General features: G+C 38.0%; 17 protein-coding genes. 6 read left to right on the top strand and 11 right to left on the bottom strand.

The annotated features are described in order from the left end of the window. Nucleotides 1-8: 8 nt before the first annotated feature. The 3 genes from acs to ML462_RS12005 all read right to left on the bottom strand — a co-directional run bounded on the left by acs (nt 9) and on the right by ML462_RS12005 (nt 4003). Nucleotides 9-1916, bottom strand: coding sequence for an acetate--CoA ligase (gene acs, locus ML462_RS12015; protein WP_240714065.1), 1908 nt, complete (start codon nt 1914-1916; stop codon nt 9-11). Nucleotides 1917-2078: 162 nt separating this feature from the next. Then, nucleotides 2079-3029 (bottom strand): phosphoribosylaminoimidazolesuccinocarboxamide synthase, encoded by a 951-nt coding sequence (locus ML462_RS12010; RefSeq protein ID WP_240714064.1) that lies wholly within the window; start codon nt 3027-3029, stop codon nt 2079-2081. 20 nt (nt 3030-3049) lie between these two features. After that, nucleotides 3050-4003: a PhoH family protein gene (locus ML462_RS12005; RefSeq protein WP_240714063.1), complete on the bottom strand. Its 954-nt coding sequence runs from the start codon at nt 4001-4003 to the stop codon at nt 3050-3052. Between the two features lie 209 nt (nt 4004-4212). On the opposite strand from ML462_RS12005, the gene ML462_RS12000 reads away from it, so the two are divergent. From ML462_RS12000 to dnaN, 5 genes are all read left to right on the top strand, one after another. Beyond that, the gene (locus tag ML462_RS12000; RefSeq protein WP_240714062.1) at nt 4213-5046 is read left to right on the top strand and encodes an SAM hydrolase/SAM-dependent halogenase family protein; all 834 of its coding nucleotides are present in this window, start codon (nt 4213-4215) and stop codon (nt 5044-5046) included. Continuing rightward, complete coding sequence (locus ML462_RS11995; RefSeq protein WP_240714061.1) at nt 5047-5343, top strand: putative quinol monooxygenase; 297 nt, start codon at nt 5047-5049, stop codon at nt 5341-5343. A 150-nt stretch (nt 5344-5493) separates the two neighbouring features. Continuing rightward, nucleotides 5494-6231, top strand: coding sequence for a gliding motility-associated ABC transporter permease subunit GldF (gene gldF, locus ML462_RS11990; protein ID WP_240714060.1), 738 nt, complete (start codon nt 5494-5496; stop codon nt 6229-6231). Further along, on the top strand, nt 6231-7901 hold the full coding sequence (gene gldG / locus ML462_RS11985) for a gliding motility-associated ABC transporter substrate-binding protein GldG (RefSeq protein WP_240714059.1): 1671 nt from the start codon (nt 6231-6233) through the stop codon (nt 7899-7901). The genes gldF and gldG overlap by 1 nt, the downstream gene beginning before the upstream one ends. A gap of 201 nt (nt 7902-8102) precedes the next feature. After that, complete coding sequence (gene dnaN, locus ML462_RS11980) at nt 8103-9221, top strand: DNA polymerase III subunit beta (protein WP_240714058.1); 1119 nt, start codon at nt 8103-8105, stop codon at nt 9219-9221. 199 nt (nt 9222-9420) lie between these two features. Here dnaN and ML462_RS11975 read toward each other — a convergent pair whose 3' ends face one another. Next, complete coding sequence (locus tag ML462_RS11975; RefSeq protein WP_240714057.1) at nt 9421-9759, bottom strand: DUF4870 domain-containing protein; 339 nt, start codon at nt 9757-9759, stop codon at nt 9421-9423. 106 nt (nt 9760-9865) lie between these two features. On the opposite strand from ML462_RS11975, the gene mnmE reads away from it, so the two are divergent. Continuing rightward, nucleotides 9866-11290 carry a tRNA uridine-5-carboxymethylaminomethyl(34) synthesis GTPase MnmE gene (gene mnmE, locus ML462_RS11970; RefSeq protein WP_240714056.1) on the top strand — a complete coding sequence of 475 codons (1425 nt, stop codon included), beginning with the start codon at nt 9866-9868 and terminating at the stop codon, nt 11288-11290. Between the two features lie 103 nt (nt 11291-11393). Here the strand turns inward: mnmE and ML462_RS11965 are convergent, their stop codons facing one another. The 7 genes from ML462_RS11965 to ML462_RS11935 form a co-directional block, all read right to left on the bottom strand. Next, nucleotides 11394-13289: a DUF3604 domain-containing protein gene (locus ML462_RS11965; RefSeq protein WP_240714055.1), complete on the bottom strand. Its 1896-nt coding sequence runs from the start codon at nt 13287-13289 to the stop codon at nt 11394-11396. A 313-nt stretch (nt 13290-13602) separates the two neighbouring features. Next, nucleotides 13603-14100, bottom strand: a complete 498-nt coding sequence (locus ML462_RS11960; RefSeq protein ID WP_240714054.1) for a DUF1214 domain-containing protein — start codon at nt 14098-14100, stop codon at nt 13603-13605. 51 nt (nt 14101-14151) lie between these two features. Continuing rightward, nucleotides 14152-15054, bottom strand: a complete 903-nt coding sequence (locus ML462_RS11955) for a DUF1254 domain-containing protein (RefSeq protein WP_240714053.1) — start codon at nt 15052-15054, stop codon at nt 14152-14154. 403 nt (nt 15055-15457) lie between these two features. Beyond that, nucleotides 15458-16330, bottom strand: a complete 873-nt coding sequence (locus tag ML462_RS11950) for a pirin family protein (protein WP_240714052.1) — start codon at nt 16328-16330, stop codon at nt 15458-15460. 82 nt (nt 16331-16412) lie between these two features. Continuing rightward, entirely contained in the window at nt 16413-16967 is a 555-nt protein-coding gene (locus tag ML462_RS11945) for a Crp/Fnr family transcriptional regulator (RefSeq protein ID WP_240714051.1), read from the bottom strand. Between the two features lie 389 nt (nt 16968-17356). Further along, a complete protein-coding gene (locus tag ML462_RS11940; protein WP_240714050.1) occupies nt 17357-18391 on the bottom strand; it encodes a hypothetical protein in 1035 nt (344 codons plus the stop codon). Between the two features lie 493 nt (nt 18392-18884). Then, nucleotides 18885-20126 carry an APC family permease gene (locus ML462_RS11935; RefSeq protein WP_240714049.1) on the bottom strand — a complete coding sequence of 414 codons (1242 nt, stop codon included), beginning with the start codon at nt 20124-20126 and terminating at the stop codon, nt 18885-18887. Between the last annotated feature and the right edge of the window lie 80 nt (nt 20127-20206).

Here is a 20206-nt window from a genome sequence, read left to right as displayed (position 1 = left end):
GCCAGAACTTATAATGCTTTTTCAATAATTCCTTCTACTACTTCCGGGTTTAAAAGTGTGGATGTATCTCCAAGATCTGAAGTGTCTTTCGAGGCAATTTTCCTTAAAATCCTTCTCATGATCTTTCCACTTCTGGTTTTTGGAAGTCCTTCCACGAATTGGATCTTATCAGGTTTGGCTATAGGACCGATCTTATCTGCAATTTGCTGATTGATCTCCTTTCTCAGGTTATCCTGATTACGTGATTCCCCGGTTTCTTTCAGAATAACAAATCCATAAAGAGCATTTCCTTTTACTTCGTGTGGGAATCCAACAACCGCCGATTCTGCAACAGCCGGATGCTCATTGATGGCATCTTCAATTGGAGCCGTACCCAGATTATGTCCGGAAACAATAATTACATCATCCACTCTACCCGTGATCCTGTAATATCCGGTTTCATCTCTTAAGGCACCATCACCGGTAAAATATTTATTTTCATAGGCTGAGAAATAGGTATCTTTATATCTTTCGTGATTACCCCAGATGCTTCGTGCCATAGAAGGCCAGGGATATTTAATACAAAGTCTTCCTTCAACCTGGTTTCCCTGTATCTCCTTACCTTCTTCATCCATCAGAACGGGTTGAATCCCCGGAAATGGTAAGGTAGCAAAGGTTGGTTTGGTAGGTGTTGCAAATGGAATTGGTGAGATCATAATTCCACCAGTCTCTGTTTGCCACCAGGTATCTACAATCGGACTTTTATTTTTACCAATATTATTGTCATACCAGTGCCATGCCTCCTCATTTATAGGCTCGCCAACCGTTCCAAGGACTTTTAGAGAGGAAAGGTCATATTTATCTACAAAATCAAGGTTCTTTTTAGCCAGGGCTCTTATCGCGGTTGGTGCAGTATAAAATTGATTTACCTTATGTTTTTCAACGATCTCCCAGAACCTGCCAAAATCGGGATAAGAAGGAACTCCTTCGAACATTACTGTAGTGGCACCATTCAATAAAGGACCGTAAACTATATAGGAGTGCCCGGTGATCCAGCCAATATCAGCGGTACACCAGTAAACATCATCATCTTGATAATTGAAAATATTCTTAAAAGTATACGCTGAATAAACCATATACCCGGCGGTAGTATGCAACATTCCTTTAGGTTTCCCTGTAGACCCGGAGGTATACAAAATGAATAAGGGGTCTTCAGCATCCATAATTTCGGGCTTGCAAAGATCAGAAGCTTTTTCCATTAAAGGTTCCAGCCATTTATCCCGCCCTTCCTTCATGTTCACCTCTGCCCCAATTCGTTTTGCAACTAAAACTGTCTCAACATCCGGGCAATCTTCCAGCGCCTTGTCAACTATTCCTTTAAGGTCTATGGTTTTATCTCCGCGATAAGACCCGTCTGATGTGATCATCATTTTACAATCGGCATCAAGCGTCCTAGTAGTCAAAGCTGAAGCTGAAAATCCTGCGAAAACCACCGAGTGAATTGCACCAATTCTGGCACACGCGAGTACGGCATAGGCCAATTCGGGGATCATAGGTAAATAGATACAAACCCGGTCGCCTTTCTGTATTCCGTTTTCCTTTAAAACATTGGCGAACTGATTCACCTTTTTATGCAACTCATTAAAACTAAGATGCAAGGTATCTTCCTTTGGATCGTTAGGCTCCCAAATGATCGCAGTTTTATCACCCTGGGCAAGCAGATGCCTGTCTATACAATTTTCAGTAATATTTAATTTGGCATTTTCAAACCATTTTACTTCAGGTTTTGAGAAATCCCAACTAAGCACATTATCCCATTTTTTTCTCCACACAAAATGTTCTTCGGCTACCTCCTGCCAGAATTTTTCCGGTTCTCTAACAGACTTTCTATATACCTGAAAATATTCCTCTAGATTTTTTATGTGATAATTGCTCATAATATAGGTTGGTTTAATTAAAAAAGGCAAAACCGGATAAACCGGTTTTGCCTTTAAAATTATTAAATCGGGAGGAATAAAAAAACGTTCTAGTAATAAAAGCAAGATAATATTCCATAAATAATAGAATAAATCATACTTTTTTGAGAAGCTTCTACTTTATTAAGCTTTTAAATAGGATTCTACGTTTTTCCTGATCCGGTTGTCGATATCTGAAACATCGGCTTTTTCAAATTTTTCACCGGTGATATTCTCATATAATTCAATATATCTTTCAGAAACAGATTCAATATAATCATCGCTCATTTCAGGAACGCTCTGACCTTCCAATCCCTGGAAACCATTAGAAATAAGCCATTGACGAACAAATTCCTTTGAAAGTTGTTTCTGTGCCTCGCCTTTTTCCTGCCTGTCGTTATAGCCTTTCTTATAAAAGTATCTTGAAGAATCTGGAGTATGGATCTCATCGATTAAAACGATCTCTCCATCTGCAGTTTTTCCAAATTCATATTTTGTGTCCACTAGGATAAGATCTTGTTTTGCCGCGATCTCGGTTCCGCGTTGAAAAAGTTTTCGGGTATAATCTTCCAGTTTCAAATAATCTTCTTCGGAAACTATTCCTCTTTTAATGATATTCTCTCTGGAAATATCTTCGTCATGATCACCATGTTCGGCCTTAGTAGCAGGAGTGATAATAGGCTCAGGAAACTTATCATTCTCCTTTAATCCTTCAGGCATGGCAACGCCACATAATTCCCTTTTTCCAGCTTTATATTCCCTGGCTGCATGACCAGACATATAGCCGCGAATCACCATTTCTACTTTGAATGGTTCACATTTTTTGCCTACCGCCACATTTGGATCTGGAGTCGCCTCGAGCCAGTTTGGAACAATATCACTGGTCTTTTCCATCATTTTAGTAGCAATCTGGTTCAGGATCTGTCCTTTATAGGGAATACCTTTTGGCATCACCACATCAAAAGCTGAAAGCCTGTCTGAAGCTATCATCACCAGGCGATCATCCTCCAGTGAGTAGACATCCCTCACCTTACCTTTATAAACCGACTCCTGGCCGGGAAAATTGAAATTTGTTTCAGTTATAGTATTACTCATTGAGAGCTAAACTTTAAATATTAATCGTTGTGTTCTATTTCTTTATATGCTGCAATGATCTTTTTCACCAATCGGTGACGAATCACATCCTTATCATCGAGATAAACCATTCCCACACCTTTTACATCTTTCAGAATAAGGAGTGCCTCTTTTAATCCTGAAATCACTCTTCTTGGAAGGTCGATCTGCCCCGGGTCACCGGTTATAATGAATTTTGCGTTTTTACCCATCCTGGTAAGAAACATTTTCATTTGGGCGTGGGTAGTATTTTGCGCCTCATCGAGTATCACAAAGGCATTATCCAGGGTCCTACCACGCATAAAAGCAAGAGGAGCAATTTGTATAACTCCTTTTTCTATAAAGATCTCCAGCTTTTCATGAGGTATCATATCTCTTAACGCATCGTATAATGGCTGCATGTAAGGATCAAGTTTTTCCTTTAAATCCCCGGGAAGAAATCCAAGATTCTCCCCTGCTTCTACTGCAGGCCTGGTAAGAATGATTCTTTTTACCTGTTTCTCCTTCAGGGCTTTAACCGCTAAAGCAACCCCGGTATAGGTTTTCCCGGTTCCGGCTGGACCAATTGCGAAAACAAGGTCATTCTTTTTAGAAAGCTCTACCATTTTCCTCTGGTTTGCGGTCTGGGCTTTAATAACCTTACCGCTTATACCATGAACAATAGGCTCCCCGCTTTCTTTGGAAGTACTATAATCTTCTTCGCTCTCACTTGTTAGAACTCTTTCGATGGTATTTTCATCGAGTTTATTATACTTCCCGAAATGATCCATAAGCATAGAGAATCTCTTATCGAATTCCTCCAGCATTTCCTCATCTCCAAAGACGCGAATTTTGCTACCCCTGGCAACGATCTTTAATTTTGGAAAGTACTTTTTTAAAAGTTCAATGTGTTCATTTTGCTGCCCGAAAAATTCTCTAGGGCTTATTTCTGAGAGTTCAATAAGAAGTTCGTTCAAAAGCTATTAGTTTTAAGATGAAGCATTGTAGATTTTCAGGTTATTTTTATTTGCCCTTCGCATTCCAATATCCTAATTTTGAAACCGAATTTATGGTATTTTTTACCTTATAGCCGAAGCGAATCGTTAAAAATAAAATTATATTCGCCTTCTATACAAACTTAAGGAAAATTACCAGTCTCAGATTAAAAAAATATTAACAATCGCCTATGGCAATCATTACGTTAACGACCGACTTCGGAGAGAAAGATTATTTTGCTGGTGCGGTTAAAGGAGCTATTTACAGCGAGCTTAGTGATGTTAGAATTGTTGATATTTCTCATTCTGTTTCTCCATTTCATATTAGCGAGGCAGCCTACATTATTAAAAACGCCTATAAGAGCTTTCCAAAAGGCACTATTCATATTATTGGGATAGATTCTGAATTAACCCCGGAAAACAAGCATTTAGCGGTTAAGCTGGATGAGCATTATTTTATTTGCGCCAATAATGGGATACTTTCCTTGCTAGCTTCAGAAATAAGGCCTGAAAAAATCGTGGAAATCAATATCCACGATAAGATACAGACAAATTTTCCGGTTCTTGATGTTTTCGTAAAGGTAGCCTGTCATATCTCAAGGGGTGGAACCCTGGAAGTTATAGGTAAGAGCGTTAGCAAAATTAAACATTTGAAGCAATTCGAGCCTCTGATAAATTCAGATAAAAATCAAATACTTGGCCATGTGATCTATGTTGATAACTATGGAAATGTGATCACCAATATCACTCGCAAGTTATTTGAAAATGTGGGTAAAGGAAGAGCTTTTAAAATTAGTGCCAGAACGGTTAATTTCAATACTATCTATGAAACCTATAGTCACGCTATCAATTTTAATGTAGAGAAGGAGAAACGCAAGGAAGAGGATGGTAAAAAACTGGCGGTTTTTAATTCGGCCGGTTATATTGAATTGGCCATGTATAAAAGTAATCCAAGCACCGTTGGAAGCGCCGCGAGTTTATTTGGGCTGGAATACCTGGACACCATAACTGTAAATTTTGAATAGATGTTTGTAAGAATAGTAAAAATGGGTTTTCAACCAGATAAGATCGATGAATTCCTTTGGAATTTCGAAGAAAATAAGGCTAAGATCAGGGGATTTGAAGGTTGTGAATTTTTAGAACTCTATCGAGGAAAGGACAATACAAACCAGTTTTTCACGTATAGTTACTGGAAGGATGAAGAATCTTTAGAGAATTACAGGAATTCTGAACTTTTTAAAAATGTCTGGGCCAGTACCAAAATACTGTTTAATGAAAAGCCTGAAGCCTGGAGCGTGGATAAAGTAGTTAGTTTGGAGTAAGGAGAATTGAGTATTGAGATTTGAGATGTTAGAATTTATATTTCTCACTGCATTCGAAATGACCTATTTACAAAAAACCGAAAAGCCGACAACAGACAACCGAAAACAGATAACTGATAACTGATAACTGATAACTGATAACTGAAAAGTATGCTGGCGATACTGAATAAAGAAATACAATCTTTTTTCTCTTCCTTAACGGGTTACCTCGTGATAGGACTATTCCTTATTGCATGCGGATTTTTTCTATTCGTATTTTCAGGAGGATATAATATTCTGGATAGTGGTTTCGCCGATCTGAAACCATTTTTCAACCTGGCGCCCTGGATCTTTCTCTTCCTTATCCCGGCAATTGCCATGAAAAGTTTTGCAGATGAAAAACGCATGGGTACTATGGAGATATTGTTAACTAAACCAATCGGATTCTGGAAACTTATCGCAGGAAAATATTTAGGAGTTTTAACTTTAGTAATTCTGGCTATAATCCCCACTTTTTTATATGTTCTAACCATAAGTCAGTTAGGTCGACCGATTGGAAATTTTGATGTAGGTGGCACCATAGGTTCTTATATGGGATTGATTTTTCTGGGAGGTTGTTATTCCGCAATAGGAATTTTCGCATCGAGCCTTTCCTCCAACCAGATTGTATCATTTTTACTTGGAGTTTTTCTTTGCTTCATTTGTTATTATGCATTTGAAGGATTAGGACAGACCAACATTTTTGGCACTTCCAGCTATATTCTAGAATCTTTTGGGATCAGTTTTCATTATAAAAGCATAAGTCGCGGTGTAGTGGATACCAGGGACATTGTATATTTTTTAAGTGTGATTTTTCTCTTCCTGCAACTCACCGAGATCAACCTTTCAAAAACAGAGAACCGACGTTAATGAGAGGAGCGAGTAAAATAAGGTCCTTATTGATTTTGCTGGTTATCCTGATAGCCGCAAATTTCCTAGCTTCAGAATTTTACCTGCGGTTTGACCTCACCCACGACCAGAGATACAGCTTGTCCCCCGCCGCTAAAGAAATAGTAGCCGAGGTTGAACAACCGATAACATTTGATGTTTTTCTTGAAGGTAGTTTTCCTTCAGAATTCAGGAGATTACAGAATGAAACAAGACAAATGCTGGAAGAATTTTCAGCATATAATAGAAATATTAAATTCAATTTCGTAGATCCGCTGGAAGAAGGTGGAGACGCTAACACCATCGCAGAAGAGTTTTACAGGATGGGAATGACCCCGGCTAGGCTTAATGTTAAAGAGAACGGAAAGAATAGCGAGAGCATTATTTTTCCATGGGCTATTGCCAATTATGGCGATAAAACCGTTAAAATTCCATTACTAAAAAACCAGATTGGAGCTACCGACGAAGAACGTGTAAACGCATCGGTGCAACAACTGGAATATTCACTGGCAGATGGATTGAGTAAACTCATCTATCCCCGCGAAAAGAAAATCGCGGTGATGCGTGGAAATGGCGAACTTCCCGATGCCGAAATTGCCGATTTTATTAAGACCATCCAGGAATATTACTTTATGGCTCCTTTTACCCTGGATTCCGCAACGGTAAATCCACAGAAAACCCTGGAAGATCTTAAAGATTACGACCTAATCCTTGAACCGAAACCCACTCAACCATATACTGAGAATGAAAAATATGTGCTGGATCAGTATCTAATGAATGGTGGGAAAATGCTTTGGCTGGCCGAGGCTACCAATATGGAAACTGACAGTCTTTTTAACGAGCGTGGCTCTGCCATCGCCCTTCCAAGGAATCTGAACCTGGGGGATTATTTCTTTTCCTACGGCGTACGAATTAATCCCAAACTGGTGAACGACCTCTACTCTGCCCCAATCATCCTGGCAAGCGGTAGTGGGAACAATACCAGGTTCAATCCGTATCCCTGGTTCTATAGCCCGTTAACGAGTTCTCCCAATGAGCACCCCATTATTAATAATATCGAAGCGGTAAAATTCGAGTATGCAAATCCTATAGATACTCTTGCGAACGATATTGAAAAAACCATTCTTTTAAGCAGCTCTCCAAAAACAAAACTGGAGGGTGTTCCCGTACAAATAAATTTGGATCTGGTTGGTGAAAAACCGGATATCAATTCATACAATTCCGGTGAACAAGCCCTGGCCGTTTTGCTGGAAGGAGAATTTAAATCGGTTTATAAGAACAGGGTCAAACCTTTTGAAATTACAAATCATAAGAATAAGAGTGTAGATTCTAAAATGCTGGTCATTTCAGACGGAGACGTGATTAAAAATGACATCCAGGGTGGCAAACCTATGGAACTTGGTTTTCAACGTTATACCGGCAATACTTATGGTAACAAGGAGTTCTTGTTGAATGCGGTGAATTATCTTCTGGATGACAACGGACTAATCGACATTCGCTCAAAAGAGATCAAACTTGCTTTCCTGGATAAAGAGAAAGCTGCAGCACAAAGGCAGCAGTGGCAACTCATTAATCTGGCAGGACCCTTGGTTATTTTGCTCATCTTCGGAATCGCTTTCCGGTTTTACAGAAAATGGAAATACTTAAACTAAAGCTTCTATAGAAATCTTCAGAAAGCCCATGAGGCACATATTAACAATTTCCAGAGCCATTAATTTCACAACCTATTGTTTTACTGACACTTATATCATTTTCAGCCTTCAAGTCTGTTAATAAAAACTAAGTGCAGAAGCCTTTATTTTTGACTTATTAAAATATATTTGTAAATGATTAAAACAAATCAATAAAAGCCGATGAAATTTATTGTATCCAGCAATTACCTGCTGAAACAGCTACAAATACTTGGAGGGGTAATCAACAATAGTAACACATTACCAATATTAGACAATTTCCTTTTCGATCTTAATAATGATGAATTAACCGTTTCTGCTTCAGACCTTGAGACTACCATGTCTGCCAAACTGAAGGTTGAATCAGATTCTGAAGGTAAAATTGCGGTTCCTGCGAAATTACTTTTAGACACGCTCAAGACTTTTCCTGAGCAACCACTAACCTTTGTAGTTGAAGATAACAATACTATAGAATTAAGTTCTAACCATGGTAAATATGCGCTGGCATATGCCGATGGTGAAGAATTCCCTAACCCGGTAGAGCTTGAAGATCCAAGCAGCACGGTTGTAGAGGCCGATATTCTTGCTTCTGCTATTTCCAAGACCATTTTCGCTTCAGGTAACGATGATCTTAGACCGGTAATGAGCGGGGTTTTCTTTCAATTTAAGGAAGACGGACTTACTTTCGTGGCAACCGATGCACATAAACTTGTAAAATATTCCAGAGAGGACATCAAAGCAAACCAGGCTGCTGAATTTATCATGCCAAAGAAACCATTGAACCTTCTTAAGGGAATTCTTGCAGGAAGCGAATCTGAAGTTCTTATTGAATACAACGAATCGAATGCGAAATTTACTTTCGACGACACTCAGTTGATCTGTAGGCTTATCGACGGGAAATATCCAAATTACGAAGCGGTAATTCCTAAGGAGAACCCAAATAAATTAAGTATTGAGAGAAATCAGTTCTTAAGTTCTGTAAGAAGGGTTTCCATATTCTCAAATAAAACGACCCACCAAGTAAGATTGAAGATCGCCGGAGCCGAGCTTAATATTTCTGCAGAAGATGTAGATTACAGCAATAAGGCTGAAGAGCGTTTAACCTGTTCTTACCAGGGAGATGACATGCAAATTGGTTTCAACTCTAGATTCCTGATCGAGATGCTAGGAAATCTAACAGCAGATGACGTAATGCTGGAAATGAGCCTACCAAACAGAGCGGGAATTCTAACTCCCGTTGATGGTCTTGATCCAGGAGAAAAGATCACGATGCTCGTAATGCCAGTTATGCTGAATAACTAGAAGAACCAATCGTTCAAAATAGAAAAAGCCCCGCCAGATCAGCGGGGCTTTTTCATTCTAACTAAAAAAAACCAACTACAGCTTTTATTGTGTCAAGCTGAACTTGTTTCAGCTTCTCTTTCTAAGACTTTCTTAGATGAGATCCTAATCTTTCGTCTTAACTCAAGATGACTATTCAGGATGACCTTGTTTCATTTTATTATTTCAGAAATTCTATAGTCAAAGGATAATATGGCATCTCTCCATTACTCACCTTTAAGGCATTCATAATTGGCAGGATAAGGGCGATCAAACCAATAATGATCAATCCCAGAATTCCCAATCCGAATAAAAGGATAAGCGGAATGCAGATAATAGAATAAATAAACAGACTTATCTGAAAGTTCAGGATCATTTTACCGTGCATATCCATCCCTGCTACTTTATCTTTTTGAGTGAGCCATAAAATAAGCGGAACGATAAATCCACCTACTCCGGTAACCAGGTCTAATAACTGGCTAAGGTGTGTCATGACTAACATTTGATTGTCTTCTCTCATTTTTTAAGATTTGATGGTTATTGATGGTCTCTATATAAAAGACGAGCAATCTTATGGTTTGTTACGGAAATAGGAATAGCAATAATTTCTTTCATAAATTTGCCACATGAAATTGAATGATACTATTGTTGCCCTTGCTACCCCTTCGGGTGCGGGAGCAATTGCCGTGATAAGGGTTTCAGGACCTGATGCATTAAATATTGTAGCTCCTCTTTTCAAAGCCAAAAGCAATAAGCCTTTGGAAGATCAGCCTACACATACGATTCATCTTGGAAATGTGATGGATGGAGAAAGGACTATCGATGAAGTACTTGCTTCTGTATTCCGCGCTCCTAAATCATACACCGGTGAGGAAACGGTAGAATTATCCTGTCACGGCAGTCCGTATATTCAACAGGAAATCATTCAGTTATTAATTCGCAAAGGTTGCCGTTCCGCGGAAGCCGGAGAGTTTACACTTCGTGCGTTTTTGAACGCAAAGATGGATCTTAGCCAGGCAGAGGCCGTAGCCGATCTCATCAATTCTGAAAATGCGGCATCTCACCAGATGGCTATGCAGCAAATGCGTGGAGGTTTTTCAAATGAAATTGCAAAACTGAGAGAAGAACTTTTGAATTTCGCTTCGCTTATTGAGCTGGAATTGGATTTTGCCGAAGAAGATGTGGAGTTCGCGAATAGAGATCAATTCAGAGATCTGGTTTCAAGAATCCAAACCGTACTAAAAAGACTGATCGATTCTTTTGCTACCGGAAATGTTTTGAAAAACGGAATTCCCGTTGCTATTGTCGGCGAACCTAATGTAGGAAAATCTACCCTACTGAATGCTCTTCTGAATGAAGAAAGAGCCATTGTTTCCGATATCGCCGGAACCACCCGAGATACCATCGAAGATGAGATGAGTATTGGCGGAGTTGGATTTAGGTTTATAGATACAGCCGGGATCCGTGAAACCAAAGATGTGGTGGAAAGTATAGGTATTAAAAAGACCTTTGAGAAGATCAGTCAGGCGCAAGTGGTAGTTTACCTGGTTGATAGTTCCCAGATCGCGGTAAACCGGGAAAGACTTCAGGAAGTTAGGGTTGAAATTGAAAAGATCAAAAACAAGTTTCCGCAAAAACCTTTGTTGATAATCGCAAACAAGACAGACCGACTCGCTGAAGAGGAAGTTGAAAATTTAAAGGAGAAACTACAAGATATTTCCAGTCACGCTGAAAGAGCAGAATTTTTACTATTATCTGCTAAGACCAATCTTGGAGTTGAAGAATTAAAAGATAGGCTACTGGAATTCGTAAATACCGGTGCTTTGAGAAATAGCGACACCATCGTTACTAATTCAAGACACTATGCAGCGCTTTTAAAAGCACTGGAAGAGATCAACAAGGTAGAAGACGGTTTGAATGCTGATCTATCAGGAGACCTGCTAGCGATCGATATCCGCCAGGCGCTACATCATTTTGGAGAGATCACCGGGGAGATCACAAATGACGACCTGCTGGGGAATATTTTTGCTAATTTCTGTATTGGGAAATAGACCAACAAAAAGCAAATCAACTAAATCGCAATTATATTTAGGTTTTAAAACGTAATCTTATTTTTTGAGTTTTTATTGTAAAAAGATTTCACATTTTAATTTATTACTCGGGATTATACCAAATAGGACTGGTATAAGCTCTCTCTTGAATGCTAACTGGAACATCCTTCGGTCTTTCTACACCAAATATCTTCGCGTCTATGGTTGTCCATCTAGGAGTTGGAATTTCTAATACTCTCACATAATAAAAAGCCCTTAGGTTTGAATCAAAATCAGGATCCACCCAATAACCTTCCAGTAGGGGAGCACCAATTGAGTTGTCATAGGTTGCATGTTCTATGTTTACAGTATTACCTACCTTTTCCCTGGCAATTCCATCACCGCCAATTACCCGATTTCCGGAAACCACCACGTCATAGACCTTTTCCCGGGTTTTTCCAGAATTATCCAACCAGCCCTTGACGATCTGGATTCTGTCAAGATTTGCACCGATTGGATCCCTGAGTGCTTTTATTAAAAACGATGGAGACTTACCTGAACCCGTTTTTTTTAGATCTCCGCCCATGGGAACTCCGATTTGATATGCATATTTAGCAAAATCTGAACGATTGAGATCATCTTCTTTAAAGTCAAAACTGCCAAATACTCGCACACGAATTCGTGTCCCGGTAGTGGCAAACACCTCTTTCCTTGCAAATGCGTCAAAGAGAGATTCCCGTGTATTTTCCCGAGCCCAGACTCCAGCTAGCCCTGCTGAAGCTATCTGGCGAGCATAAGTTTGAGAACCCTTTGGTGAAAACCTCCCAGCAATCACTTCTTCAAAACGAATTGGGTCTGAGGAGGGTTCCAGGCTAGCAACTTTTCCAAAATAATTGTCTTCCTCAGTGGAAGCAAGTCCAGTATGTGCATCTGTAGAACCAATAATACCGAACTTAAAAGGATTGATCTCAATTTCCTCTTCGTAAGCTAAACCTCTCTTCCAGGCCTCACGTGCATATTCACGAGGAAGCATGTCCTCTGTTTTAGGATTTGGTCCAAAACTTCCGTTGTCCCATGTTTCATAATCAGCAAATTCATCATTAGGCGATAATGCCGGGTGTGCCTCCCCATCCCCTTTCATCTGCGTGACCTCGTAGACAGGTTCTCTTTTCATACGGCGCTCTGCATATTCCTTTGTAATCGGTTCTCCGGTAAATGTTTTATCGTCAAACATCAATCCATTTGAAAGATTCCCATTATGTGGAATAGCTAATAGCTTTCCTCCTGTCTTTTGCTCATAACTACGCATCCAATCCCAAAGATCTTCTGGATTAAAGCTATCATATTGTGAAAATGGTAATACCTGAATTGCTTTATCACCTCCGTCTCGAAATATGATATTCCTATGCAGATTATTTCCTTCTGGACTTGACGTCCACTCATATCCAATGAATGCGGTAAAGGTTCCCGGCTGGTTATATTTTTCAGCAGCCTCAATTACCTTTTTCCAATAGGTCTCCATGAATTCAGGCTTATCCTCAAGAGGATCATCCCTTTCACCTAATTTTACAAGCCAATTATCGTAGGCTTCTGCCGCTCCATCAAGTCCTGATTTCACCAGGTCGTGAACTTTCTTTCCCCAATCATTAGAAAGAAGAATTGGATCAGAAGCCGCTATTGCAGGTGCCAGTCCCAAATTCTCAGCATGGTCTGCAACCACCAGAAAATCAAGAGGACGACTTAAACGAGCTTTTAGACCGGTATTGGTTTTTACTTCTTTTCCTAAGGCAAAATTGTAAGCATCTTCAGGTGTTAAAACAGCACCAATCATTCCGGCATCTGTAGAGTAACTTGTATGAAGATGTGTGTCTCCATAAAAAACCTGATTCGGAAAATCTTCTGCTGGATATGGCGAATATTGAATATTCTTAGTATTTGGAGCGGGAGTATCTTGAGAAAAACCAGCCAGACGAAATACTATAATCCACAAACTTGTGAAAATGAATTTGCATTTTTTCATAACGGGAATTTTAAATTAATTTTTAAAAGCAAATTCACGTAGATATAAGGCAATGATTAAGATAACTAAATTCTTCCTATAAAGCACATAAACAATTATTAAACAGAATTTTACAAAACGCCCATAGATTTCTATTTTATCTATGTTGACTTCAAGATAAATTTTCAAATTATCTCCATTTTCGGAAGAAGGGAATATATAACTGGTAAACTTTAATAGTACTATCTTAAATACAGTTAAAACCTACTTCCTATCATACTTTATGTTCACTCTTTTCAGAAAATATATTAGTCTCCTATTTGATTTTTATCATTTACTTAACCATTTTAAAATCGGGCATTTTGAAACTACCATCGTATAAACTTTCTGTCGGGCCATAAAAACGGAATGTAGGTAAAGGCTTTTTACCCTCCGTAGGAATCCAGTTGGTTTCTAGGCCTTTAGGTGCCTTTGATCCAACGTATATTGTTACACTACCATCATTATTCTTTTTCATTTTATTCAAATCGTAAGAAGATAAAGTGGTACGATTTAATTCGTTGTAAATTAAAGCAAATGTTGCCCTATCATAAACAGTAAGTGCCCAAAATTGTTGAATTGGCATGTTAGGTGGAACCGTCACTTTATAATCTTTACCTGGTAACAAAGGATTTCCATTCTCATCTGCTATAGAAGCCAAATACTCTGTTGCTGGACGATTGGACACAACACTTGGAAGTAAGGTGGCTGATGCCCAAAGTGCGCCTCGGGCATCTATATCAATATAGCTTCCATAATCAAAAGAAAATGTCCTGTTGTCATCTGCCAACATAAGGGAAGTGTAATATCGGTCTTTCCAAAGCCTAGCTTCAAAAGCTTCCTTTTACCATTGTTCCTGGATATGGATATATAAATCTCCCATGGCATTGTTCATTGCTTCTATAGTTTTTGTATCGGGATTGAAAGGCTTCCCTTTTTTAATTCCCAGGTATTCCAACATTCCCGTCATATGCTTATCACCTTCCTCTACATTTTCCAAAGAAAATATTTCGTGAACATCCCTGAAATAAGTGTAATCGTAAACAGGCAAAGTAGAATACCGATTATCTTCAGCATCTTCAAACTGCTGTTGGTTGGGTGCACCATCCTTGAGATAATACATTTTTAATTTTTTTGCATAATTATAGGCATCTTCTTCTGTTTTATCCTTTAGACGTATAGAACGAAATACAAATGCTATTCGATAGCTTGGTGAAGATACATGCAGATATTCTTCAGGAACATCCTTTTCATAGCCTGGAGGTGTGAAAATATAGTTTCCACCCTTTCCCTGGTCTAGGCCGGATGGCCCAACATCTGCTATTGTTCTTTGCCAATGATCTACCACCTGGCCATATAATTTTCCTTCCTCATTTGAAGAAGGGATACTTAAAACCACCGGCCCCTTACTTAAATCGGTGAAGGCAGTGATATAAGAGGTGGAGCTATTGGCTGTTAATAACTCTTTACTTGGCCCTGCCAAGGAAAGACTTGCAGCTATAATATTATTATCCAATCCAATTTCAGGAGTAAATGCGGCCGTTCTTAATTTATAAATGGCTACAGCCGGCATTGCCCAAAGTGAAGTTTCAAAAGCTCTTTGATACTTTAATTGATAATCTAAATCTTCTTTACTAAGAGGCCTGTTAGATTGACCACCAATGGGGTCTTTGACTTTTTGGGCATGTAAGCTAGAACTAAGAATTAAAATTGCACAAACCGAGTAAATCAATTTATTTGCATACATAATTAGTGTTTTCTTTAATTACTAAATTTCAATTCCCAATCCACTTTGCCATGTGATATATAGTCTAATTGAGATTCTCTTTCGGGAGGTTTATTATAAATTGTAACTTTACAGAGCCGTTGAGCTCGGGAATATTTAAGATAATTAATTTCCTGTTATTGTAATTATAAACGTTTGTTAAACAGATCGTTACATTTATTTAAAGAAAAGAAGCGTTTGATTTTAACTAAGGATTAGTTTTTAATTATAAAGGTTGAAAAGTTTATCAATAATGCTCTCTATTTGAAAAATTAAAGGTCTTGCATTAACCTAAACTACCGGAAGATTACTATTTAAATCTAACCGGTATTTTGTGTCAAACAACCTGGTGGTTAAAATCGATGAAAATTTACTTATGAATAAATTAGACCAAACTTCCAAATTTACCTTCTTTAAAGTCATTAAATGCCTGTAGAAGCTCTTGCTTTGTATTCATTACAAAAGGACCTTGCGCCACTATAGGCTCATTCAAAGGCTCACCGCTAAGAACTAAAACTAAAGCATTTTCTTCCGCCCTAACTTCAAAGGATTCTCCATCATTTGTCATCAAAGCTAAATGGTCAGTAGCAACTTTTTCTGTTTCATTAATAGAGATGCTGCCTTCTAAAACCAATAAAACGGTATTATAATTTGAAGGAAAATTAAATTTAGCTTTCCCTCCTTTCTTAAGTCTGGCATTATACATATGAATTGGCGAAAACGTAGATGCTACCCCTTTACCATTTTGATATTCTCCAGCAATCACCTCGATTTGTCCTCCGTTGTCAGGTAGACTTACTCTTCGAATATTCTCGTATTTTATTGCCTGATATTTTGGAGCACTCATCTTATACTTCTTTGGTAAGTTTACCCAAAGCTGTACCATTTGAAATTCACCACCTGCTTTACTCCATTCCTCTTCGTGGTATTCCTTATGCAAAACTCCACTGGCAGCGGTCATCCATTGCACATCACCTTCACCAATGATACCTCCCCCTCCACTACTATCATGATGAGCCACTCTTCCCTTATAGGCAATAGTTACTGTCTCAAATCCTCTATGGGGATGAACACCAACTCCTCTGGGTTTATCTGATGGTTCGAAATAATATTTGGAATTATAATCCATTAATATGAATGGATCCATTCTTTGCATATCCAACCTGAATCCACTAGGAATAAAATTATGCACTCTAAAGCCATCGCCAACGAAATGTGGTGCTCTGGGCGATGCTACTAACTCAACTGATCTGTCCATATGTTTATCTTTTATATTTACAGTAAAATTATGACGATAAGCATAAATGATAATTGATCTATGATAAGAAATCAGACTTACTTTATTTTGAAGCTATTTTACTTCTTATACGGCTTAAACTCTCAGGAGTTATACCCAAATAAGAAGCTAAAACCGCCTGAGGTATCCTGGGAAGCATTTTGGGATAGGTATTGATAAATTCAATATATCGCTTTTCTGCATCTGCGCTGAGTAAAAGTTCGATTCTCCTCTGTAAATGTCTTATATGATTATGCAATAGTCTATTATTAAAATCGGTGAAATCAGGAATGTTCTCAGATAGTTTTTGAAGAAATGCTTCACCCAACATCATCACCCTTGTATTTTCCATTGCTTCTATAATATATCTAGCGGGCCTATTGAAATAAAGGCTTTCCCGGTCTGAAAGATACCAGCTTTCCGAAGCAAAAAGTATCGTATGCTCTTTTCCTTCTTCGTTTAGGTAATATTGCCTTAAAAGTCCTTTTTCAACAAAAAATGTGTGTTCACAAAAGTCATTTTGTTGAAGTAGAACTTCCCCTTTTTGATACTCCTTAACGGTACAACTATTTACAAGTGTTTTAATAACTTCTTTATCTATATTCAGATGTGATTCCAAAAAATTGGCTAAACTAATTTGATACATAATTGAAGATAAAGAAGTAAAATACTGATAAATCAAAGATTTAAGCTGAAAGGCATTTATTTAGTTTCTAAATCTAGAAATTTAAAACCTTTTTTCAGTAAGAATTTATTGTTCTGTCTATTTTGAAAAATTAAATACAAAATATTGTATCTATTGCTTCAGAACAATTAAGGAATTATATATTAAAATGATTAACAGTCATTTAATTATTGAATTTTCAGCACCAAAAAAAATTAATTCTCAGATTATTTAAAGCTGAATGATTAGATCCCTTCTATTATCGGATATTTGGAAATTTGAATTTAACTTTCAATTAGCTATCTACCCAGGAGAATTTGACCTTTTTAGCTCTATGTAATATTCTATAGTTTAATTACGTCAATAATAACGATCATAGTAGAAAGATCATCTGGATTAGGTATTGGAGTAATTTCAAAATCATTGATACTATGATCATACTTGAATAGATTATATCCCTCCTTCCCTATTAGAGCAACCATTTCGCCTGAGTGCAGATTGACAAAGGTTTTATGGGCAAAATGTATTCCTGAAATACGGGGAACAGCTTCCAATAGATCTAATTGCTCATTTTCGATATCATAAATGTATGGCTTAACCGCACCGGAGTAACCCGTGTTCAACTGAGGAGCAAAACCCAATAAGGAATTAGTTTCAGGAATTCTTCCCAGGTTTAATAATCCGGTGTTTATACTCTCTTGTGATAATACCTTTAAGGTTTTTACTGCAAGATCTATTTCCAATAGGTCAGCATCGATCAATTCAGAATTCTTTGAAGCACTTACATAGAGTTTTTGACCTATCAGTTGAGAAGAGAATACATTTCTATAGCCCAGGCTATTTAAATCCAGATTTTCCAAAACCTGTATTTCATAAGTATCAGGATGTATTCTGGCAATCTTAACTGGTTTATCCAGTGATGGAATATCAAATTCCTCTCTAATTATACCTAGCAGATTTCCCTGACTTGGATCCCAGTCTAATGACATAAAACCAGGAACATTCCCAAACTCATCAGGAAATTCTAATTCAACCATCTGGCTATTACCGCTGGTACGATTACGAATAAATAATCTTGGCTGTGGTGGATCAAACCAGGCTTCATAGATATAAGTATTTTCTGAAGAGGATGTAACAGTATTGAATATTGTATTGAACTCCAGACCTGAAATCCTTCCGGCGTCCTCTACAACTCCAGTTTGATCACCTATAGTAAACAATCTACCGTCATTTCTAAGGGCTACATACTGGTAGTTATCCTGGACAATAGTTTCTCCTGAATCCTCTTTCTCGGGGGTTGGATCAGAATTGGTGGAGCAGGAAAATAAAGTAAAACAGGATAAAAAGATAACGGAAAGTCTCCTTAAGTTAAATTTCATTGAAATTAGATTTGAAGGTGATGAAAGTAGTAAATTTTCATTTTTAATTCATCAACTATACATCAAAAAATAATTTTATCAAAGAGACGCTATATTCGCTGGTTTGGGACCATCCCCTTACCTATTTTGCTCAAAAATAAATGGTTTTTTAAAACAGTTTAAAGGAATATGTGATCGAAATTAAATATCCATTCCTCCTAACGGTTACTGGTCGAAAAAGAACCATCCAAGGCTATTGATAAAGCGAAATATCACCTATCCTATATGATTTTATGCACTGGAGAAATAACCGGTGAATTCACTAAAGATTAATATTTGATAATATTTTATAACTTATTTTCAATATGCTAAAGTGACCATGTATCTGGATTACACTTCATTTTTCGCTAAGCCCAGTATTTTCGGGGTCTGAAAAATTCGGTAGCAAAGAATAAAAACTTCAATTATGAAAATTGAATTGATCAATTCGAATCCCATTGCAAAATATGCTAAACTAAGCATTGCCTTCAACCAGATTATAAATATTAAATCCAAAAAGTAAGACTATTGTTAAAAGGGCCAAAACAGTAGGTATGGGGATATTATTGACATTCATGGGAATTCTGAAAACCTTTTTATCGTTTTCCTCCCTGTTCCTCATTCGGTAGCGCAGTAAAGCAACATTCACCACTCCGAAGACTGTAAAAACAAAAATATTACTGATAGATGCTACAACTTTTAAATTGCCTATCAGTCCGAAGCCTATGGTCACTATGGCTATCGCGATAATTGCATAATTTGGTGTGTTTTCACCAATTCCTTTGAGGGTCGTAAATTTCTTCAGCCAGGGTATTTCGCTGTCCCGGGACACATCATAAAGAAGTCTCGAGGTACCCAGTATATTGCTTAAGATTGTTTTACTGGTAGCAAAAAGTGCAACGATTACCAGGATGGTTCCACCAATCGCTCCCCATTGAGATTTTATTACTGCCGCAAGCGGACCTTCTTTCTGAGCCAGTTCACCGGCTTCAAAAGTACTCACTGCACTTATGGCAATCAAAACATAGAGTATAAGCACGATAACTCCACTAATTAAAACGCCTTTGGGCAGTACTTTTTTAGGATCTTTAGTTTCTTCTGCTACTTTAACCAGATCTTCGAAACCGACATAGCTGAAAAAGATCAATGCAGATCCGGCCAGTATACCTGTCATTCCCTGCTCGCCCATTTCGAAAAAAGCAACGCTTCCCCAGTCCGGAACACAGAATCCTATCACTATCCCAAGCCCCGCGAGGGTAATAATGGTCGCCACGGTATTGTAATAAGAACTATATTTTGATCCTACAATATTAAAAAGTGCCATCAGAATAACAATTCCTATAATCGCTATCCAGTTAGGCACTTCAATTAACCTGCTCAAATATTCAGCAAAACTAATCGCAATGGCGGCGGGAGCAACTATCCCTGTAAAAGTCATAAAAATGGATAGAAACAAGGCGGTTTTTTCTCCTATACCCTGTTTAATATATTCAAAACTACCACCTGCATCTGGAAACCTGCTTACAAATTCTGCATAGGAAAGTCCGGTGAGTAAAGCAACTATAGCCGCTATTGCAAAGCTTAACCATAACATATTGCCACTTAGTCCTGCTGCCTGGCCTATTATCGCATAAATGCCGGCTCCAACAATTCCTCCTACTCCAAACATAAGAATGTCCCAGAAACCTAAGGTCCTTTTTAACTTATCTTCTGCCATCGAATATTATTGATCGGTTTTCCGGGAAAATAATAAAACACTTTTGAAGAAAGCCAGGGCCACTTAAACCTTAATAAACA

It is taken from the genome of Christiangramia lutea (assembly GCF_022489035.1).
Lineage (GTDB): Bacteria > Bacteroidota > Bacteroidia > Flavobacteriales > Flavobacteriaceae > Christiangramia > Christiangramia lutea.
Note: the sequence above shows the minus strand (reverse complement) of the source record. Positions and strands in the feature narration are given on the sequence as shown.

Excerpts from the sequence above, each read along its gene's own strand:
- gldF (WP_240714060.1), top strand. The coding sequence starts at position 5,494 with ATGCTGGCGATACTGAATAAAGAAATACAATCTTTTTTCTCTTCCTTA.
- ML462_RS11965 (WP_240714055.1), bottom strand. The coding sequence starts at position 13,289 with ATGAAAAAATGCAAATTCATTTTCACAAGTTTGTGGATTATAGTATTT.
- ML462_RS11995 (WP_240714061.1), top strand. The coding sequence starts at position 5,047 with ATGTTTGTAAGAATAGTAAAAATGGGTTTTCAACCAGATAAGATCGAT.
- ML462_RS11960 (WP_240714054.1), bottom strand. The coding sequence starts at position 14,100 with ATGTTGGCAGATGACAACAGGACATTTTCTTTTGATTATGGAAGCTAT.
- dnaN (WP_240714058.1), top strand. The coding sequence starts at position 8,103 with ATGAAATTTATTGTATCCAGCAATTACCTGCTGAAACAGCTACAAATA.
- acs (WP_240714065.1), bottom strand. The coding sequence starts at position 1,916 with ATGAGCAATTATCACATAAAAAATCTAGAGGAATATTTTCAGGTATAT.
- gldG (WP_240714059.1), top strand. The coding sequence starts at position 6,231 with ATGAGAGGAGCGAGTAAAATAAGGTCCTTATTGATTTTGCTGGTTATC.
- ML462_RS12010 (WP_240714064.1), bottom strand. The coding sequence starts at position 3,029 with ATGAGTAATACTATAACTGAAACAAATTTCAATTTTCCCGGCCAGGAG.
- mnmE (WP_240714056.1), top strand. The coding sequence starts at position 9,866 with ATGAAATTGAATGATACTATTGTTGCCCTTGCTACCCCTTCGGGTGCG.
- ML462_RS12000 (WP_240714062.1), top strand. The coding sequence starts at position 4,213 with ATGGCAATCATTACGTTAACGACCGACTTCGGAGAGAAAGATTATTTT.
- ML462_RS11975 (WP_240714057.1), bottom strand. The coding sequence starts at position 9,759 with ATGAGAGAAGACAATCAAATGTTAGTCATGACACACCTTAGCCAGTTA.
- ML462_RS11950 (WP_240714052.1), bottom strand. The coding sequence starts at position 16,330 with ATGGACAGATCAGTTGAGTTAGTAGCATCGCCCAGAGCACCACATTTC.
- ML462_RS11940 (WP_240714050.1), bottom strand. The coding sequence starts at position 18,391 with ATGAAATTTAACTTAAGGAGACTTTCCGTTATCTTTTTATCCTGTTTT.
- ML462_RS11935 (WP_240714049.1), bottom strand. The coding sequence starts at position 20,126 with ATGGCAGAAGATAAGTTAAAAAGGACCTTAGGTTTCTGGGACATTCTT.
- ML462_RS11955 (WP_240714053.1), bottom strand. The coding sequence starts at position 15,054 with ATGTATGCAAATAAATTGATTTACTCGGTTTGTGCAATTTTAATTCTT.